We start from the raw sequence: 19,046 nt of genomic DNA, 5'->3' as shown, positions 1-19,046 counted from the left end.
AGGGGGTGGGGACGGGCCCGATCGCACGGGTCCCGCGCCGGGCCGCCGCCGCACGGAGCACTGGCGCCGCCCGAACCGCTGAGTACCGGGCGTTCCCCGAGCCGGTGCCTGATTCCAGCCTTCCACCCCGGCTCGGGACCGCGCAACGCCAAGGACCCGGCGGCCCCCCTCCGGGCGACGCCGTCCCGCACGACGAGGCGCTCAGCCGTGCCACGACCTCCACAGCGCCGCGTACGCCCCGTCCGCCGCGACCAGCTCCTCGTGGCTGCCCAGTTCGCTGATGCGGCCGTTCTCGACGACGGCGATGACGTCCGCGTCGTGTGCGGTGTGCAGCCGGTGGGCGATGGCGACGACGGTGCGGCCGTCGAGGACCCGGGCCAGGGAGCGTTCCAGGTTGCGGGCGGCGCGCGGGTCGAGCAGCGACGTCGCCTCGTCCAGGACCAGCGTGTGCGGGTCGGCCAGCACCAGGCGGGCCAGCGCGATCTGCTGGGCCTGGGCCGGGGTGAGCGCCAGGCCGCCCGAGCCGACCTCGGTGTCCAGGCCGTCCTCCAGCGCCCTGGCCCAGCCGTCCGCGTCGACCGCGCCCAGCGCAGCCCACAGCTCGGCGTCGACGGCACCGGTCCGCGCGAGCCGGAGGTTGTCGCGCAGGGAGCCCACGAAGACGTGGTGCTCCTGATTGACCAGGGCCACATGGGAGCGGACGCGTTCTGCGGGCATCCGGGACAGCTCGGCGTCGCCCAGGGTGATCCGGCCGTCCCGGGGCGCGTAGATCCCGGCGAGCAGCCGGCCCAGCGTGGACTTGCCCGCACCCGAGGGGCCGACCAGGGCCATCCGGGTGCCGGGGGCGACCTCCAGCGACACCTTGCGCAGGACGTCCACGCCCTCCAGATAGCCGAAGTGCACCCGGTCGGCGTGCACGTGCCGTCCCTCGGGGGCGACCGACGGATCCCCGGCGTCGGGCTCGATGTCCCGGACCCCGACGAGCCGGGCCAGCGACACCTGCGCCACCTGGAGCTCGTCGTACCAGCGCAGGATCATGCCCACCGGGTCGACCAGCATCTGGGCGATCAGCGCGCCGGTGGTCAGCTGCCCGATGTCGATCCACCCGTGCAGGGCGAACACGCCGCCGATCATCAGGACCGAGGCGAGCACGGTGACGTGGGTGACGTTGATGACGGGGAAGAGCACCGACCGCAGCCAGAGCGTGTACCGCTCCCAGGCGGTCCACTCCCTGATCCGGCGCTCCGACAGCGCCACGCGGCGCTCGCCCAGGCGGTGGGCCTCGACGGTGCGCCCGGCGTCCACGGTCTCGGCGAGCGCGGCGGCCACGGCGGCGTACCCGGCGGCCTCGGATCGGTAGGCCGAGGCCGCCCGCCGGAAGTACCAGCGGCAGCCGACGATCAGCAGTGGCAGGGCGAGCAGCACGGCGAGCGCCAGCGGCGGCGCCGTGATCACCAGTCCGCCCATCAGCAGAACGACCCACACCACGCCGATGGACAGCTGCGGCACGGCCTCGCGCATCGCGTTGCCCAGCCGGTCGATGTCGGTCGTGATCCGGGACAGCAGGTCGCCGGTCCCGGCCCGCTCCAGCACCCCGGGCGGCAGCCCCACCGACCGGACGAGGAAGTCCTCGCGCAGGTCGGCCAGCATCCGCTCGCCCAGCATCGCCCCGCGCAGCCGCACCTGGCGGACGAACACCGCCTGGACGGCCAGCGCGGCCACGAAGAGCCCGGCCGTCAGTTCCAGCCGCAGGTCCCGTGTCCCGTCGGACACGCGCTCCACGAGTCCGCCCAGCAGCCAGGGACCGGCCATCGAGGCGATCACGGCGGCCGTGTTGACGGCGATCAGCAGCAGGAACGCCCGCCGGTGCCGGCGCAGCAGTTCGGCCACGTAGGCGCGGACGGTCCCGGGGGCGCCGACCGGCAGGGTGCTCGCCGTGGTCGGGGCCGCCGGGTCGTATGCCGGTGGCGCGACGCCGATCATGCCTTCTCCTCGATCTCTTCCAGATCCTTCAGGACGTCCTTCAGGGCGACGGAGCCGTTCAGCGCGGCCTCGTCGTCCGTCTCGCGGGTGACCACCGCCCGGTAGCGGGGCTCGCTCCGCACCAGCTCGCGGTGGGCGCCGACCGCCACGGCCTCGCCGTCGTGCAGGAACACGACCCGGTCGGCGCGGTCCAGGAGCAGCGGGGAGGAGGTGAACACCACGGTCGTGCGCCCGGCGCGCAACTCCCGCACGCCCTGCGCGATCCGCGCCTCGGTGTGCGAGTCCACGGCCGAGGTCGGCTCGTCCAGGACGAGCGCCTCCGGGTCGGTGACCAGCGAACGGGCCAGCGCGAGCCGCTGCCGCTGACCGCCGGACAGGGACCGGCCGCGTTCGGTGATCCGCGCGTCCATGGGATCGGCGGCGTCCAGCGAGCCCTGCACCAGCGCCGCCAGCACGTCGTCGCACTGCGCGGCCGCCAGCGCCGCCTGCGGCGGGACGTCACCCGACGCGGGTACGTCGAGCAGGTCGCGCAGCGTGCCCGACAGCAGGACCGGGTCCTTGTCCTGGACGAGGACGGCCGTACGGGCGCTGTCCAGCGGGAGTTCGTCGAGCGGCACCCCGCCCAGCAGCACCGAGGTGCCCTCCTGGGACGGGTGTCCGCCCAGCCGTTCCGCCAGCAGGCCCGCCGCGTCCGGGTCGCCGCACACCACTGCCGTGAGCCGCCCGGCGGGCGCGAGCAGCCCGGTCTCAGGGTCGTAGAGGTCACCGGAGGGGACGTCGTCGGCGCGCGATCCGGCGGTGTCCGTGGGCCGCTGGAGCGACAGCACTCCCGCGGCCCGCTTGGCGGAGGGCCGGGAGAAGGAGTACGCCATGGCGATCTCCTCGAAGTGCCGCAGCGGGTAGGTGAGGACCATCACCGAGCTGTAGACGGTGACCAGTTCGCCGACGGTGATCCGCCCCTCGTGCGCCAGCCGCACGCCGTACCAGACGACGGCGATGAGCAGCAGCCCGGGCAGCAGGACCTGGATCGCGGAGATCAGGGACCACATCCGGGCGCTGCGCACGGCCGCATGGCGGACCTCCTGGGAGGCGCTGCGGTAGCGGTCGAGGAACAGCTCCTCGCCGCCGATCCCGCGCAGCACGCGCAGCCCGGCGACGGTGTCCGAGGCGAGTTCGGTGGCGCGTCCGGCCTTCTCGCGCTGGGTGTCGGCGCGCCGGGTGGCGCGGGGCAGCAGCGGCAGCACGGCGAGCGCCAGCGCGGGCAGCCCCACGGCGACGACCACGCCGAGCGCCGGCTGGTAGACGAGCAGTCCGACGCAGACCAGCACGATGGTGACCAGGGCCGCGGTGAAGCGGGACAGGGCCTCGACGAACCAGCCGATCTTCTCGACGTCACCCGTCGAAACAGCCACCACCTCACCGGCCGCGACGCGCCGGGTCAGTGCCGAGCCGAGATGGGCGGCCTTGCGGGCGAGCAGTTGCTGGACGCGGGCGGCCGCCGTGATCCAGTTGGTGATCGCGGTGCGGTGCAGGAAGGTGTCGCCGACCGCGTTGCCGACGCAGGCCAGCGCCAGCAGGCCGCCCGCCAGGGCGAGCCGTGAGCCGGAGCGGTCGACGACGGCCTGCACGGCGACCCCGACACAGAACGGCAGCGCGGCGACGGAGGCGAAGTGCAGCAGCCCCCAGGCCAGCGACTTGAGCTGACCGCCCAGCTGATTGCGGAAGAGCCACCACAGGAATCGGGGCCCCGAACGCGCGTCCGGCACGCCCGGGTCGGGGTACGGAAGGTCTTGAATCTGCATGACGTCCCAGTGGCTCGTGTCAGGGGGGCGAACGGGATGGGGAGACGGAGTCGGCAGGGGAGTGGGGCGGCCGCCGACAGAGGCAGCAAACCGTGACAGGTTCGCGTCGCGACGTAGCCGGAGGCAAACGGTTTTCCGTCCACCGTGCGGAACCGGCCGACAGCCGGGTGCAACCGGCCGGCAAGGGGCCGCCGTCCGTCGCGCACCGGCTGTCCGGGTCTCAGCCCACCGCCGTCGGGAACGTGGTGCGACCATGGAGCGATGCACGGTGGTGGCGTACGACGAGCGGTGGCCGCGACGGCGGGCCTCGCCTCACTCCTGACGGTTCTGTCCGGCTGCGGCGGCGTGGACGGCGGTGGTGGGACGGGAGCCGCGGGCCAGGCGGCCCGCACCCAGGCGGCCACGGCCGCCCCGACGCGCATCCCCGGCGTCGGCGACCGGCTCCAGCGGCGGATCCCGTCCGACTCCCGCCAGGTCGTCGCGGTCTACGGCGACGGGAAGGACTCCGCCGACTCCACGGTCGTGCTGTACACCAAGCACGGCTCCACCTGGCAGCGGGAGCGCGGCTGGGCCGGGCACAACGGCAAGAAGGGCTGGACCACCGACCACCACGAGGACGACGACCGCAGCCCGGTGGGCGTGTTCACCCTCAGCGACGCGGGTGGCGTGCTGCCGGACCCGGGCTCCCGGCTCCCGTACACCCGGTCCGCCGCCTTCGCCGCCCCGCGCTGGTGGGCCAAGTCGTACTGGCATGACTTCGACTACGTCATCGCCATCGACTACAACCGCGTCAAGGGCACCCCGCCGAACGACCAGACCCGCCCCGAGGGCGAGAAGAAGGGCGGCGGGATCTGGCTGCACATGGACCACGGCAGCGGCACGTCGGCCTGCGTCAGCATGCCCGAGCAGGCGATGAGGTACCTGCTGCGCACGCTCGACCCGCGACAGCGTCCCGTGGTGGTCATGGGGGACAGAGCGGACCTGGCGGCCTAGTCCTCATTGCGCGGGTGGTCGACTCCCCGTAGAACACCGCCCATGAAGAGACGGATCGTCATGTCCATGCTTGCCGGAGCGGCCCTCCTGACAAGCACCCTCCTCGGCACCGGAACCGCCGGGGCGGCGGACGTCCCGGCCCGGCCGGCCGATGTCCCCGCCGAGTTCGGCACCGACTGGCACGACCCGGTCACGGCCGCCCCGCCCGTCGGGAGGCCCGCCGGAAAGTTCTGTGAAGTCCCCCTCGCCCGGGCGCAGTTCCGTGACTTCACCCCGTACCGCGGCACGTACACACCGCCCACCGGTTGCGGCGACCGCTGGAGCAAGGTGGTGCTGAGGCTCGACGGCAAGGTGAAGGGACGCCAGTACGACCGGCTCGGGTACCTCCGTGTCGGCGGGGTCGAGATCTTCCGGACGTCGACGCCACAGCCCTCACCGGACGGCATCGAGTGGTCCGTGGAGAAGGACGTCACGCGCTACAGCGACACCTTCCGGTCGGTCCGGGGCGTCGAGATGCTCATCGGGAACGTCGTCGACGACACCTACACGGGCGTCCTCGACATCGAGGTCACGCTGACGTTCTACCGGGGCCGCCCCGAGGGTACGAGCCCCGACCGGGTCCTCACCCTCGACGGCGACTCGGCCCTCACCACCCCGCGCAACAGCGAGCGCATCGTCGCCGAGGTGTACGCGACCGGCTCCGGCGGCGGCTGCGAGGAGTACTGGTACCTGACGGTGCCCGATCCGGCGCCGTACTCCTGCAAGGCCGGCCACGGACCCTACAGGGAGGTGCGGATCAGCGTGGACGGCCGCCTCGCCGGCATCGCCGCCCCGTTCCCGACGGTGTGGACCGGCGGCTGGTCCAACCCGTTCCTCTGGTACGTGATCCCGGGCCCGCGCGCCTTCGACATCGAGCCGATCACCTACGACCTCACGCCCTTCGCCGGGATCCTCAACGACGGCCGCCCGCACCACGTCGAGGTCTCGGTCGTCGGCGTGCCCGAGGGACAGAGCGGCTGGAGCACACCCGTGAACGTCCTCGTCTGGCAGGACGAGCAGCGCGAGCGGGTCACCGGGAAGCTCACCGTGCACAGGGAAGGCGACCTCGCCGACTCATCGGTGTACACGCCCGGTTCGGAGCATGCGGTCGACACCGAGGGCGCCCACCGGCTGACCGTCGGCGGCCATGTCGACACCTCGCACGGCCGCGTCCGGACCACGGTGAGCCGCTCGCTCGCCCACTCCTCCGCGCACCGCTGGACCGACGGCGAGACGACGGACGCGCTCGAAGCCACCTGGACCGACGACGAATCGGTGACGGTCGACGGCCACGCCACACGCACCCGCCGCACCTACACGATGGACGGCACGACCACCCTCGGCGCGGACGACCGGCTGCGCACCGTGCTGACCCTCGGCGACCGCGCCACGGTCGCCGGGACGCACGGCGGGCGGCGCACCTCGTGGTCCCGGCTCGACCACTCGTATACGGGCGACGCGACGTACACGGTGAACGTGCCGCGCGATCAGCGCCACGCGGTCGGCACCACGAGCGAGCGTTACCGGCTGCACGGCTCGCGCGGCTGCTACGACCGCACGCTGACCACCGTCCAGGGGGTGCTCACGGACGACCGCTCGCGTTGCTGAGGGGAGGCGCGCGACGCGGGTGATGTGCGTCACGCATGGCGCTTTTACATGGCTGAAACGCTGCGGTCTTGTGCGTGATCAAGACGGCCTCCACAGTGTCGGAAACGGAATTTGCATTCCGTATCACGGAGGCCCTCTCGGGCTTCTGTGCGTCCCGTCCCCCGAGGAGGCTTCGTGCCGCCGTCCGTACCGTCCCTCCCGCGCCGCGTCGCCCGCACTCTACGCACCTCCCTTTTCGCGCAGGTTTCCTGCGCGCTGGTCCTCGGAATCGTCGTCGGAAAGCTGTGGCCGGACACGGCCACGGCGCTCCAGCCGCTCGGCGACGGTTTCACCCGGCTGATCAAGACGGTGATCTCGCCGCTGGTGTTCTGCGTGGTCGTCGTCGGCATCGCCAAGGCCGGTGACCTGAAGGCGTTCGGCCGGATCGGGGTCAAGGCCCTCATCTGGTTCGAGATCGCCTCCACGGCCGCCCTGGTCATCGGCCTCGTCGCGGCGAACGTCGTCGGACCGGGCAGGGGCATGAACGTCGACCCCTCCTCGCTGAACACCGCGGCGGTGGACGAGACGACCGGCGGCGGACATCTGCCCACGACGGCCGAGTTCGTCCTGAACGCGCTGCCGCAGAGCTTCGTCGGCGCCTTCGCCGAGAACGAGCTGCTCCAAGTCCTCATCCTGGCCTGCCTGGTGGGCGCGGCCCTGCTCCACCTCGGGCACACCAAGGTGCCGAAGGTCCTGCCCGCGATCGAGCAGGCCCAGGAGATCGTCTTCGCCGTGGTCGGCTTCATCATGCGGCTGGCCCCGCTCGCGGTGTTCGGCGCGATGGCCCACCTCGTCGGCAACTACGGCCTGGGCGTGATGAGGACGTACGCCGAGCTCATCGTGCTCTGCTACGCGGCCGCGGCGCTGTTCGTCGCGCTGCTCGCCGTCGCCCTGAAGACCGTCACCGGGCTCAGCCTCTGGAAGTTCCTGCGCTACATCCGCGAGGAGATGCTGCTCGCGCTCGGCACCGCCTCCACCGAGTCGGTCATGCCACGCGTGATGCAGAAGCTGCGCAGGGCCGGCGCCCGCGACGACGCCGTGGGACTGGTGCTCCCCACCGGCTACTCCTTCAACCTCGACGGCGCCTCGCTCTACCTGTCCATCGGCACGCTGTTCATCGCCCAGGCGGTGGGCGTGGACCTGAGCCTCGGCCAGCAGATCACCGTCGTCCTGGTGCTGATGCTGACCAGCAAGGGCATGGCGGGCATCCCCGGTTCGGCGTTCCTCGCCCTGTCCGCCACCGCCTCGTCCCTGGGGGCGATCCCCGCCGGTGCCGTCGCGCTGCTGCTCGGCGTGGACCGCATCATGGACTCGATGCGCGTCGTCACGAACCTCCTCGGCAACTGCGTCGCCGTCTTCGCGGTGTCCCGCTGGGAGGGTGCCCTGGACACCGCCCGGGCGAAGAGGGTGCTCGACGGGGAGGACACCTCCGAACCGGACGGCGATGACGGGGCCGCCGGCGCCGAGACGGGCGCCGACGCGCTCGCCCCGGGCATCCCGGCCCAGAAGCCCAGGGAAGTCGAGGAGCTCAAGGAGCCCGCCCCCGAGGCCGGTTGACCCGGACCGAACGGGCCGCGGCCACCGCTCCGGCAGGACGAGCGGCGGCCGCGGCCCGATGCCGTGGTCCGGCCGGTCAGCAGGACCGCACCGGCGCCCCGTCGATCAGCGTGTCCAGGAGCCCCCCGAGCGCCTCGCGCTGATCCCCGGTCAGCGGCGCGAGGATCTCCTCCGCCGCCGACCTGCGCGCCGCCCGCAGCTCGCGCAGCGCGGCCCGCCCGTCGTCCGTGAGCTCGATGCGGATCACCCGCCGGTTCGCCGGGTCCGGGACCCGCCGCACCTTGCCGCTCGCCTCCAGGCCGTCGACGAGCGTCGTCACGGCCCTCGGCACCACCTCCAGCCGCTCGGCCAGGTCGGCCATGCGGGGCGGTGAGCCCCAGTGCGCCAGCGTGCGCAGCAGCCGGGACTGGGCCGGGGTGATGCCGAGCTCGCGCTGCTCCAGATGGCGCTTCTGGATGCGGTGCACCCGGCGGGTGAGCCGCAGCAACTGCTCGGCGAGCAGGCCGTCGGAGTCGGGCGTGGTCATACGGGAACAATATCAGGATGCAGTTCATTGTGAGTATAGGTAACAATGAGCTGTGATCTGATCCGCCGCATCCCTCGTAGGAGCCCATGCATCCCGACCGTGAAGCCCCCTGGACCCCGCCGGCCGACTCGAAGGAGCAGCCCCGGCAGGTCCGCCGCATCCTCGGCCTCTTCCGCCCCTACCGTGGCCGGCTCGCGATCGTCGGCCTGCTGGTCGGTGCCGCGTCACTGGTCTCGGTCGCCACGCCCTTCCTGCTGAAGGAGATCCTGGACGTCGCGATCCCCGAGGGGCGCACGGGCCTGCTCAGCCTGCTCGCCCTCGGCATGATCCTCAGCGCCGTCCTCACCAGTGTCTTCGGAGTCCTCCAGACCCTGATCTCCACGACGATCGGCCAGCGCGTCATGCACGACCTGCGCACCGCCGTCTACGGCCGGCTCCAGCGCATGTCCCTCGCCTTCTTCACGCGCACGCGCACGGGCGAGGTGCAGTCCCGCATCGCCAACGACATCGGCGGCATGCAGGCCACCGTCACCTCCACCGCGACCTCCCTGGTCTCCAACGTCACCAGCGTGGTCGCCACGATCGTCGCGATGATCGCCCTCGACTGGCGCCTGACGGTCGTCTCACTGCTGTTGCTGCCGGTGTTCGTGTGGATCAGCCGCCGCGTCGGCAACGAACGCCGGAAGATCACCACCCAGCGCCAGAAGCAGATGGCCGCCATGGCCGCCACCGTCACCGAGTCGCTCTCCGTCAGCGGCATCCTGCTCGGCCGCACGATGGGCCGCTCCGACTCGCTGACGAAGTCCTTCTCCGACGAGTCCGAGGAACTCGTCGACCTGGAGGTGCGGTCGAACATGGCCGGCCGGTGGCGCATGGCCGTCATCACCATCGTCATGGCCGCCCTGCCCGCCGTCATCTACTGGACCGCCGGCATGGCCCTCCAGCTGGGCGGCCCCGAGGTTTCCATCGGCACCATCGTCGCCTTCGTCTCGCTCCAGCAGGGCCTGTTCCGCCCGGCGGTGAGCCTGCTGTCGACCGGTGTGCAGATCCAGACCTCGCTCGCCCTCTTCCAGCGCATCTTCGAGTACCTCGACCTGCCGATCGACATCACCGAGCGACCCGACGCCGTGCGCCTGGACCGGATCAAGGGCGAGGTCCGCTTCGAGAACGTCTCCTTCGGCTACGACGGCAAGGGCGGCCCGGTCCTCGACGGCATCGACCTCACCGTCCCGGCCGGCGGAAGCCTCGCGGTCGTCGGCCCCACGGGCGCCGGCAAGTCCACGCTCGGCTATCTGGTGCCCCGGCTCTACGACGTGACCGGCGGCCGCGTCACCCTCGACGGGGTCGACGTCCGGGACCTCGACTTCGACACCCTGGCCCGCGCGGTCGGCGTCGTCTCGCAGGAGACGTACCTCTTCCACGCCTCGGTCGCCGACAACCTGCGCTTCGCCAAGCCCGACGCCACGGACGACGAACTCCACCAGGCGGCGAAGGCGGCGCAGATTCACGACCACATCGCGGCCCTGCCCGACGGCTACGACACCGTCGTGGGCGAGCGCGGCCACCGCTTCTCCGGCGGGGAGAAGCAGCGCCTGGCCATCGCCCGCACCATCCTGCGCGATCCGCCGGTCCTCATCCTCGACGAGGCCACCAGCGCGCTGGACACCCGGACCGAGGCCGCCGTCCAGGACGCCATCGACGCCCTGTCGGCGAACCGCACCACCCTCACGATCGCCCACCGGCTGTCCACCGTGCGCGGCGCCGACCAGATCGTGGTCCTCGACTCGGGGCGGGCGGTCGAACGCGGCACGCACGAGGAACTCCTGCGGCAGGGCGGCCGGTACGCGACGCTCGTACGCCGGGACGCCCAACTGGAACCGACAAGATGAAAATATGCCGGGTTTATGACGATATGCGGGTTACCGTGCCCGCATGCAGAAGAACACTCCGCCACGGAGCACGATTCGACTGACGCGCCGGGGCCGTATCGCCCTCGTCGCGACCGGAGCCGTCGTGGTCGGTACCGCCGTGGCGGTGCCGCTGCTGACCCTGGGCACCGAGGAGGAGGGCCGGCCCACGACCCTGGCCATCCCGGAGGGCTGGCGCGCGAGCCAGGTCTACGCGGCCGTCGACAAGGCCCTGGACCTGCCCGCGGGGAGCACGAAGAAGTCCCTGGACAAGGCGGCCCTGAAACTGCCGAACGACGCCGAGGGCAACCCGGAGGGCTATCTCTTCCCGGCCACCTATCCGCTCCAGGAGAAGGCCACGCCGGACAAGCTCCTCGCGCTGATGGTCGACACCGCGAACGAGAAGTTCAACGGCGCGCCCATCGCCGCCGGGGCGCAGCGCAACGCCATGAACGTCTATCAGGCCGTCACCATCGCCAGCATCGTCCAGGCGGAGGCGGCCACCAGGGCCGACATGGGCAAGGTGGCCCGGGTGATCTTCAACCGCCTCGAACGCGGCATGCCCCTGCAGATGGACTCCACCATCAACTACGCGCTCAACCGCTCCACCCTCCGTACGACGGAGAGCGACACCCGGATCGACAGCCCCTACAACTCGTACCAGCGCATGGGGCTGCCGCCCACGCCCATCGACAACCCGGGCGAGGAGGCGATGCGGGCGGCCGTCAACCCGCCTGCGGGGGACTGGCTGTACTTCGTCACGGTCCGCCCGGGTGACACCCGCTTCACGGCGGACTACCAGGAACACCAGCGCAACGTCGCGGAGTTCAACGCGCAGAGCAAGAAGAGCGGAGCGCGGGCGGCCGGGTGACCGCCCGGTGGGCCCTCTCCGGCCGGTGTCAGGCCGCGGCCTGCTCCCTCTCCAGCAGTCGCCTGATGTCCCGTACGGCCGCGCGGCCGGCCCGGTTGGCTCCGATGGTGCTGGCCGAGGGGCCGTAGCCGACGAGGTGGACCCGGGGGTCGGCGGCCGCGTGCGTGCCGTCCATGCGGATGCCGCCGCCGGGGGCGCGCAGGCGGAGCGGGGCGAGGTGGTCGATGGCGGCGCGGAATCCGGTGGCCCAGAGAATGACATCGGCGTCGGCATGGCGGCCGTCGACCCAGTCGACGCCCGTCGGTGTGATGTGGTCGAACATCGGCTGCCGGTCGAGCACCCCGTCCTCGATGCCCTGCCGGATCGCGTCGTTGAGCGGCAGCCCGGTGACCGAGACGACACTGCGGGGCGGCAGTCCCCGACGAACCCGTTCCTCGACGAGCGCGACCGCCGCGCGGCCCGCGTCCTCGTCGAAGGGTCCCTCACGGAAGACCGGCGGGCGCCGCGTCACCCAGGTGGTGGCCGCCGCGTACGGCGCGATCTCCAGCAGGTGCTGGGTGCCCGAGGCGCCGCCGCCCACCACCACGACCCGCTGCCCTGCGAACTCCTGGGGCCCGGGGTACTGCGCGGTGTGCAACTGCCGCCCGAGGAAGGTCTCCTGGCCCGGATGGCGCGGCCAGAACGGCCGGTCCCAGGTGCCGGTCGCGTTGATCAGCGCCCGTGCCGCCCACACGCCGTCCGAGGTCTCCACGAGCAGCCGCCCGCCGGGCCCCTCGCGCACGGCCCGTACGTCCACCGGGCGCCTGACCCGCAGGTCGAAGGTCCGCTCGTAACGGTCGAAGTAGGCGCTGATCACCTCGGCGGACGGCCGCCGCGGGTCGGCGTCCGTGAGCTCCATACCCGGCAGCGCGTGCATCCCGTGCACCTTGCCGTACGTCAGCGACGGCCACCGGAACTGCCAGGCACCGCCGGGGCCGGGGGAGTGGTCCAGCACGACGAAGTCGCGGTCCGGCTCGAAACCGGACCGCCGCAGGTGATAGGCGCCGGCCAGACCGGCCTGACCTGCGCCTATGACGACTACCTCGACCTCACGCGTGTAGTTCACATTTCTACTAACCGGGACGGGGTCATGGATCTTCCCGCCGTGGATCTTCGCGCGAGGGCGCCCTGGCGAGGCTCGCGATGCCCGCCCGGCCCGCGCCCCGTCCGAAGGCCGTTTCGCCACCCGGCCGGGCATGACCCGGGGAAGCCCGGCGCGTGCGTCAGGATGGGGGCATGTCAGATGTCTTCACCACCCGAGTTCTGAACGTCAGCACCGGTGCCGCGGAGAGGGTCCTCGACATCACCGGTGACTGCGAGTCCTTCCTGCGCGAGGCGGCGGCCGGCCGCGACGGCCTCCTCAATGTCTTCGTCCCGCACGCCACGGCCGGCATCGCCGTCCTGGAGACCGGCGCCGGCAGCGACGACGACCTCCTGGCCGCGCTGCACACCCTGCTGCCCGCCGATGACCGCTGGCAGCACCGGCACGGCAGCCCCGGCCACGGCCGCGACCACGTCCTGCCCGCCCTCGTCCCGCCCCACGCGACCCTGCCGGTGCTGGGCGGCCGGCTGGAGCTCGGCACCTGGCAGTCGGTGTGCCTGGTGGACACCAACAGGGACAACCCCGAACGGAAGGTGCGCCTGAGTTTCCTGGGGTGAGTGCCGCCCGCCCGCCGCGGCCCGCCGGTCCCCGGCCCGTGTGACGTCCGCGCGCCGTGACGCCTGACCGTAATGCCCGTATCCTCATCAATGCCAGACTGTCTTTCGAGCAGCGGATTGCCGCGGCGCAAGTGAGGCGAAGCGTGGTTCGGTCCGGCGAGGAACCCAAGCCGGCGGGGCGTGCGACGGACGGCACGGGGCCCGCCAGTCTTCGTGAGCTGTTCCTCCAGGGCGAGCCGGTCGCGGAGGGCGTACGGACGTCCATCCTGAACTCGTGGCGGCGCTGCCGCTCCCTGGGTCTGTCGCCGAACACGCTCGACCTGCCCTACCGGGAGGACTTCGACCCGGGCGGCCGTATCGTCCGGGCGGCCGCGCCGGTGCTCGACCGGCTTCAGGCCACGTTCGCCGGGAGCCAGGTCAACATCTCCGTCGCCGACGCGAACGGGACGGTGCTGCTGCGCCGCTTCGGGGACCCGTCGATGGCAAGGAACCTCCCCGCCATCCAGGTCGTGCCAGGGTTCGTGTTCGCCGAGCAGGTCGCCGGCACCAACGGGATCGGGCTGGCCCTGGCGGAGCGGCAGCTCATCCGCGTCTACGGCGCCGAGCACTTCGCGGAGCGCTCCCAGCAGAGCGCCTGCGTCGCGCTGCCCGTCCGGGACCCGCTCAGCGGGCGCATCGAGGGCGTGCTGTGCCTCGGCTATCCGCGCGGCTTCGAGCGGCCCGCCCTGGGCGTCGCCATCCGCAGGGCCGCCGAGGGCATCGAACGGCGGCTGCTGGCGCAGAGCTCCGCGCACGAGCGCGCCCTGCTGCGGACGTACCTGGCCGCCGGGGCCGAAACCGCCGGTCCGCATCGCGGCGTGGCGATGGACGCGCTGGCGAACGAGTTCCGCTCCCGTGACGAGGCGATCCTGAGGGAGAAGGCCGCCGAGCTGATCTCCGGCGCACAACGGGGTGCCGTCGAGGTGACCCTGCCCGGCGGCCGGCGGGTGACGCTCGTGAGCCGCCCGGTGACGAGCAGCTCCGGCGTACGGGGCATCGCCATCGAGGCCGTACTGCCCGGCGCCCCGGCGGGGGAGCCGCTTGCCATACCCCACCAGACGGACGAGCTGCCCGCCCTCGCCGCCCCGCTCTCGGCCGCGCGCCCGGCGATCATCCTGCCGCCCGGCCACCTCGCCGCGGTCCCCGGCCCGGTCGTCACGGCCGACGGAGACGGCGGCACGGACGGGCCGCACGCGGTCGCCAGGGCCGGCGCGGCCGCCTCATCGGGGGTGCCCACCGAGCCCGGCGCGACCCTCCCGGCGGACGGCGGCGGGAGCGCCCTCGGGCCGGTCGCGGGGGACGGGGGCGAAAGCCCCGCCGAGCCCGGCAGGGCCGGTGGCGACCGGGCCCCCGAGCCCCCCACCGCCGGTGGCCACCGCCCCGGCGAGCCCGGCACGGCCGGCAGGAGTGAGGGCGTCGCCGGGCCCGGCGACGCCGGCACGGCCCGAGGGGGCCGGAGCGCTTCCGGGTCCGGCGCGCCCCTCGCGGCCGGCACAGGCCGGGGCCCTGCGGGTGAGCACTCCGAGGCGGCGTTCCCGGCCCGGGGGCTGGTGATGCTGGGGGAGCCGCACGTCGGGGCCTACGCCCTGGCCGCGCGCCGGCGTCTGGAGCTGCTGTCCGAGGCCAGTAGCCGCATCGGCACCACCCTGGACGTGCGCCGCACCGCCGAGGAACTGGCCGAGACCGCGGTTCCCGGGCTGGCCGACTTCGTCACCATCGACCTCCCCGACGCCGTGCTGCGGGGCGAGGAGTCCGCCGATCCCCTCGCCGACCTGCGCCGTACGGTCCTCCACGGCATCCGCGAGGGCCTGCCCTTCACCCCGCCCGGCAAGCGCATCGACTTCGGCCCGACCGCGCCCCAGCTGCGCTGCCTCACCAGCGGCGACGCCGTGCTGGAACCGGACCTGAAGGCCGCCGCGGGATGGCTCGCCCAGGACCCCGAGCACACCGCGCGCCTGCTGACCCATGTCCACTCCCTCATCGCGGTCCCGCTGCTCGCCCGCGGTGTCGTCCTCGGCATCGCCAGCTTCTACCGGTCCGGCGGCTCCTTCGGGGACGACGACCGCTCCCTGGCCCAGGAGCTCGCCTCCCGCGCCGCCCTGTCCATCGACAACGCCCGGCGCTACACCCACGAACGCGGCATGGTCCTGGCCCTCCAGCGCCGGCTCCTCCCGCACGGCCTGCCCGACCAGGACGCCGTCGAGGTCGCCCACCGCTACCTGCCCGCCGAGTCCGACGTGGGCGGCGACTGGTACGACGTCATCCCCCTGTCCGGCGCCCGCGTCGGGCTCCTCGTCGGTGACGTCGTCGGCCACGGCATGCTCTCCGCGGCCACCATGGGCCGCCTCCGCACCGCCGCCCGCAGCTTCGCCGAACTCGACTTCCCGCCGGACGAGGTCCTCACCCACCTGGACAACCTCGTGGGCCGCCTGGACCGGGAGGACCCGGACGGCAAAGGTGCCGGCGTCATCGGCGCGACCTGCCTCTACGCCGTCTACGACCCGACCTCGCAGCGGTGCCTGATGGCCCGCGCGGGGCACCCACCGCCCGCGCTCGTCCGTCCCGACGGCGCCGTGACCTACCCCGAGCTCCCCGCCGGGCCCCCGCTCGGCCTCGGAGGCCTGCCCTTCGACGCCGTCGAGGTCGATCTCCCCGCGGGCAGTCAGCTGGTCATGTACACCGACGGGCTCATCGAGGACCGGCACCGCGACGTCGACGTGGTCCTCGAACAGCTGCGCGAGGCCCTGGCCCACCCCGAGCGCGCCCCCGAGGAGACCTGCCGGGCGGTCCTGGACACCGTCGCACCCGCGCACCCGCACGACGACATCGCCCTGCTCGTGGCCCGCGTCCACGCCATGGACCCCGGCCGGATCGCCGGCTGGGAGATGCAGGCCGACCCGGCTCTCGTCGGCGAGGTCCGCGCGTCCGCCATGCGGTGGCTCACCGACCGGGGACTCGACGAGACCGCGTTCGCCGCGGAGCTGATCCTCAGCGAGCTGATCACCAACGCCATCCGGCACGGCGCCGCGCCCATCCGGGTGCGGCTGCTCTACGGCCGGACCCTGATCTGCGAGGTCTCCGACGCCAGCAACACCGCCCCGCACCTGCGCCGTGCGGCCAGTACCGACGAGGGCGGCCGCGGTCTGTTCCTCGTCGCGCAGCTCTCGCAGAGCTGGGGCACGCGCTACCTGCCGGAGGGCAAGGTCATCTGGGCCGAATGCGGGCTCGACGCGGCGTGACGCGGCCACCGGCCCCATGCCGGCCCCGCTCCCGTCCATGAAGGCGCGCCCCATCGACGCCGCAGCGAACCGAAAAATGCCCGAAATGCTGTAATTTGATCGAGTGCGTGACGCTCCCGACAGGCCGGCGAAGGCGGCTTCGCCCTTCGGGCCGGAACCCCTGGTCCGCATCCGCGGGCTCAGCAAGCGGTTCGGCGGCACCGTCGCGCTGGCCGGGGTCGATCTGGACGTCCGCCCTGGCAGCGTCCTCGCCCTGCTCGGGCCCAACGGTGCCGGGAAGTCCACCCTCATCAAGATCCTCGCCGGAGTCCACCACGCCGACGCGGGACAGATCACCGTCGCCGGGGAGCCTCTCGGCAGCCCGGCCGCCACCCGGACCATGTCTTTCATCCACCAGGACCTCGGGCTCGTGGAGTGGATGACGGTCGCCGAGAACCTCGCCCTGACCACCGGGTACGGCAGCCGGTCGGGGCTGATCTCCTGGCGGCGCACCCGCGAGCGCTGCGCCGACGCCCTGCGGACCGTCGCCGCCCGAGTCGACCCCGGTGCCCCGGTCTCCGGACTCGCGCCGGCCGACCGCTCGCTGGTCGCCATCGCCCGGGCCCTGGCGGCCCGCGCGCGGATCGTCGTCCTCGACGAGCCGACCGCCCGCCTGCCCGCCGCGGACAGCGCCCGGCTCTTCCGCGTCCTGCACGACCTGCGCGACCGAGGGCACGCCATCCTCTACGTCAGCCACCGCCTGGACGAGGTCTACCGGGTCGCCGACGCCTTCGCCGTCCTGCGCGACGGACGCCTCGTCAGCCACGGTCCGCTGGCGGACCACAGCCCCGCCCGGCTGGTCCACGACATCGTCGGCGAGGTGGACGAACCGGCCCCGCACCGCACCGCCGCGACCCCGGCCGGCGCACCCCCCGCCCTGACCCTCGACGGCGTGCGCACCCCCGGGACCGGGCCCGTCAGCCTCGAACTGGCGGCCGGTGAGGTCCTCGGCCTGGTCGGCCTCTCCGGAGCCGGGCACATGGACCTGGGCCGCGCCCTCGCCGGCGCCCGGCCCCTCCTGGACGGGCGGGCCGTGCTGCACGGGCGGCCGTACCGCCCCCGCACGGTCGCGGAGGCCGTCGCCCTCGGAGTCGGCCTGGTACCGGGCGACCGGCTGCGGGAGGGCTGCCTCGCCGAGCTGACCGTACGGGAGAACCTCCTGGCCAACCCCCGCGCCGGAGGCCTGCCCGCACCGCGCTGGATCGGCCCCCGCGGCGAACGGGTCCGGGCCGCGGCCCTGATCGAACGGTTCGCGGTGCGCCCCCGGGACACCGAGACCCCCATCGCCACGCTGTCCGGGGGCAACCAGCAGAAGGTCATGATCGGCCGCTGGCTGCGATCGGACCTGCGGCTGCTGATCCTGGAGGAGCCGACCGCGAGCGTCGACGTCGGTGCCAAGGCCGCGATCCACCGTCTGCTCCAGGAGGCGCTTCGGGCGGGTCTCGCGGTCCTGCTGCTGTCCACCGACTTCGAGGAGGTGGCGAGCCTGTGCCGGCGCACGCTGGTCTTCGTGCGCGGTGCCGTGACGGCGGAGCTGAGCGGCCCCGCCCTCACCGTCGCCGGGCTCACCCGGGCGGCCTCGGCCCTGCCCCCGTCCACGGCCGGCCGCCCATGACGCCGCCGCCCCGGTCCCGGCGCCGCCCCGGCGGCCACCTCGTCGGCGCCTACGGCCTGCTCGTCCTGACCGCCCTGCTCTACCTGGTCTTCTCCCTCGCTCTGCCGGACACCTTCCCGACGCTGGACACCGTCGACTCGATCCTGTCCAACCAGTCGATCCCGGCGGTCCTCGCGCTCGCCGCCATGGTGCCCATCGTCACCGGCGCGTTCGACCTCTCCATCGGCTACGGCCTCGGCCTGGCCCATGTGATGGTGCTGTGGCTCGTCGTCGAGGAGGGCTGGCCCTGGCCGCTCGCCTGTCTCACCGTGCTGGCCGGAGGACTGGCCGTGGGCGTCCTCAACGGCGTCGTCGTCGAGTTCGGCCGGATCGACTCCTTCATCGCCACCCTCGGCACCGGCAGCATGATGTACGCCGTGACCGGCTGGATCACCGACGGCGGCCGGATCGTCCCCGGCCCGCAGGGCCTGCCGCCCGCGTTCACCGACCTCTACGACTCCTCGTTCCTCGGCCTCCCCGTCCCCGCCTTCTACGTGCTCGCCCTCGCGGCCGCCCTCTGGCTGGTGCTGGAGCGGCTGCCGCTGGGCCGGTACCTGTACGTCGTCGGGTCGAACCCGCGCGCGGCCGGTCTCGTGGGCATCCCGACCCGCAGGTACACCGTCTACGCGTTCGCCGCCTCGGGCCTGATCGTCGGCTTCGCCGGTGTGCTGCTCGCCGCCCAGCAGCAGATCGGCAACCCGAGTGTGGGCCTCGACTACCTGCTGCCCGCCTTCGTCGGCGCCCTCCTGGGCTCCACGGCGATCAAGCCCGGCCGGCCCAACGCCCTCGGCACCGTCGTCGCCGTCGCCGTCCTCGCCGTCGGCCTCACCGGCATCGCCCAGCTGGGCGCCGAGTTCTGGACGGTCCCGCTGTTCAACGGCGGCACCCTGCTCATCGCGGTGGGCCTGGCCGGCTACGCGGCCCGCCGGCGGCTGCGCGGCGGCGCGGCCCGCGACACGCCCGCCGCGCCGCCCCCGCCCCCGTCCTCCCCGGCGCCGGAGAACGGGACGTCACCGCCCTGACCCCCTCGGCACGTCCGCCGCGTCGATCCC

13 protein-coding genes are annotated in these 19,046 nt (G+C 73.2%); 9 read left to right on the top strand and 4 right to left on the bottom strand.

The genetic code is table 11. From position 1 onward, the window contains the following. Window positions 1–201: 201 nt before the first annotated feature. Window positions 202–1,983, bottom strand: a complete 1,782-nt coding sequence (locus ACFY9E_RS21035; RefSeq protein WP_390986088.1) for an ABC transporter transmembrane domain-containing protein — start codon at window positions 1,981–1,983, stop codon at window positions 202–204. Next, window positions 1,980–3,785, bottom strand: a complete 1,806-nt coding sequence (locus ACFY9E_RS21030) for an ABC transporter transmembrane domain-containing protein (protein WP_390986086.1) — start codon at window positions 3,783–3,785, stop codon at window positions 1,980–1,982. The genes ACFY9E_RS21035 and ACFY9E_RS21030 overlap by 4 nt, the downstream gene beginning before the upstream one ends. Window positions 3,786–4,046: 261 nt before the next feature. Between ACFY9E_RS21030 and ACFY9E_RS21025 the strand changes: the two genes are divergently transcribed. The 3 genes from ACFY9E_RS21025 (at window position 4,047) to ACFY9E_RS21015 (ending at window position 8,021) form a co-directional block, all read left to right on the top strand. After that, window positions 4,047–4,778 (top strand): L,D-transpeptidase family protein, encoded by a 732-nt coding sequence (locus tag ACFY9E_RS21025; RefSeq protein WP_390986084.1) that lies wholly within the window; start codon window positions 4,047–4,049, stop codon window positions 4,776–4,778. A 42-nt stretch (window positions 4,779–4,820) separates the two neighbouring features. Continuing rightward, window positions 4,821–6,425 carry a peptide-N4-asparagine amidase gene (locus ACFY9E_RS21020; protein WP_390986082.1) on the top strand — a complete coding sequence of 535 codons (1,605 nt, stop codon included), beginning with the start codon at window positions 4,821–4,823 and terminating at the stop codon, window positions 6,423–6,425. Window positions 6,426–6,599: 174 nt separating this feature from the next. Continuing rightward, entirely contained in the window at window positions 6,600–8,021 is a 1,422-nt protein-coding gene (locus ACFY9E_RS21015; protein ID WP_390986080.1) for a cation:dicarboxylate symporter family transporter, read from the top strand. A 76-nt stretch (window positions 8,022–8,097) separates the two neighbouring features. Here the strand turns inward: ACFY9E_RS21015 and ACFY9E_RS21010 are convergent, their stop codons facing one another. After that, the gene (locus tag ACFY9E_RS21010) at window positions 8,098–8,547 is read right to left on the bottom strand and encodes a MarR family transcriptional regulator (protein ID WP_390986077.1); all 450 of its coding nucleotides are present in this window, start codon (window positions 8,545–8,547) and stop codon (window positions 8,098–8,100) included. 86 nt (window positions 8,548–8,633) lie between these two features. Between ACFY9E_RS21010 and ACFY9E_RS21005 the strand changes: the two genes are divergently transcribed. Both ACFY9E_RS21005 and mltG read left to right on the top strand, forming a co-directional pair. Then, window positions 8,634–10,436, top strand: coding sequence for an ABC transporter transmembrane domain-containing protein (locus ACFY9E_RS21005; RefSeq protein ID WP_390986074.1), 1,803 nt, complete (start codon window positions 8,634–8,636; stop codon window positions 10,434–10,436). Window positions 10,437–10,479: 43 nt separating this feature from the next. After that, entirely contained in the window at window positions 10,480–11,325 is an 846-nt protein-coding gene (mltG, locus tag ACFY9E_RS21000) for an endolytic transglycosylase MltG (RefSeq protein ID WP_390986071.1), read from the top strand. Between the two features lie 28 nt (window positions 11,326–11,353). On the opposite strand, the gene ACFY9E_RS20995 is transcribed toward mltG, so the two are convergent. Further along, on the bottom strand, window positions 11,354–12,430 hold the full coding sequence (locus ACFY9E_RS20995) for an NAD(P)-binding domain-containing protein (RefSeq protein ID WP_390986068.1): 1,077 nt from the start codon (window positions 12,428–12,430) through the stop codon (window positions 11,354–11,356). 170 nt (window positions 12,431–12,600) lie between these two features. Here ACFY9E_RS20995 and ACFY9E_RS20990 point away from each other — a divergent pair, with 170 nt between their 5' ends. From ACFY9E_RS20990 to ACFY9E_RS20975, 4 genes are all read left to right on the top strand, one after another. Then, window positions 12,601–13,023: a YjbQ family protein gene (locus tag ACFY9E_RS20990; protein ID WP_031137210.1), complete on the top strand. Its 423-nt coding sequence runs from the start codon at window positions 12,601–12,603 to the stop codon at window positions 13,021–13,023. Window positions 13,024–13,166: 143 nt separating this feature from the next. Continuing rightward, entirely contained in the window at window positions 13,167–16,301 is a 3,135-nt protein-coding gene (locus tag ACFY9E_RS20985) for a SpoIIE family protein phosphatase (RefSeq protein ID WP_390986065.1), read from the top strand. A gap of 103 nt (window positions 16,302–16,404) precedes the next feature. After that, the gene (locus ACFY9E_RS20980) at window positions 16,405–17,955 is read left to right on the top strand and encodes an ATP-binding cassette domain-containing protein (protein ID WP_390986063.1); all 1,551 of its coding nucleotides are present in this window, start codon (window positions 16,405–16,407) and stop codon (window positions 17,953–17,955) included. Then, window positions 17,952–19,016 carry an ABC transporter permease gene (locus tag ACFY9E_RS20975; RefSeq protein WP_390986060.1) on the top strand — a complete coding sequence of 355 codons (1,065 nt, stop codon included), beginning with the start codon at window positions 17,952–17,954 and terminating at the stop codon, window positions 19,014–19,016. The genes ACFY9E_RS20980 and ACFY9E_RS20975 overlap by 4 nt, the downstream gene beginning before the upstream one ends. Window positions 19,017–19,046 lie beyond the last annotated feature (30 nt).

Source organism: Streptomyces sp. NPDC012466, from assembly GCF_042955215.1.
Taxonomy (GTDB): domain Bacteria; phylum Actinomycetota; class Actinomycetes; order Streptomycetales; family Streptomycetaceae; genus Streptomyces.
The sequence above is the reverse complement of the archived record's forward strand: the minus strand, read 5'-3'. Positions and strand labels throughout refer to the sequence as shown.